The sequence below is a fragment of the Arthrobacter sp. PsM3 genome, assembly GCF_030433895.1.
Classification (GTDB): domain Bacteria; phylum Actinomycetota; class Actinomycetes; order Actinomycetales; family Micrococcaceae; genus Arthrobacter.
Map to the genome: position 1 here is coordinate 1 of NZ_JARUXE010000191.1, position 215 is coordinate 215.

1 protein-coding gene is annotated in these 215 nt (G+C 65.1%); it reads right to left on the reverse strand.

Annotation, left to right across the window (positions count from 1 at the left end; translation table 11 throughout):
• A partial coding sequence (locus QCD75_RS22135) for a Mur ligase family protein (RefSeq protein WP_301231667.1) occupies positions 1 to 215 on the reverse strand: 215 nt, incomplete at both ends.

Genomic DNA, 215 nt, shown 5'->3' on the forward strand with positions numbered 1-215 from the left:
CGTCGATGCTGATCCGTTCGGTCACCTTGGCCAGGTGCGGGCTGGTGTACCGCCCGGTGCTTAGCCCGTGTGCGCGCAGCCCCGCCTCGATCATGCGGGCAGTGGAGGTCTTGCCGTTGGTACCGGTTACATGGATGATCGGGAACGCCTTGTTCGGCTCCCCCATGATGTCCTTCGCCCGGTGCAGCGGGGCAAGCCGCGGCTCCATCTTGTTT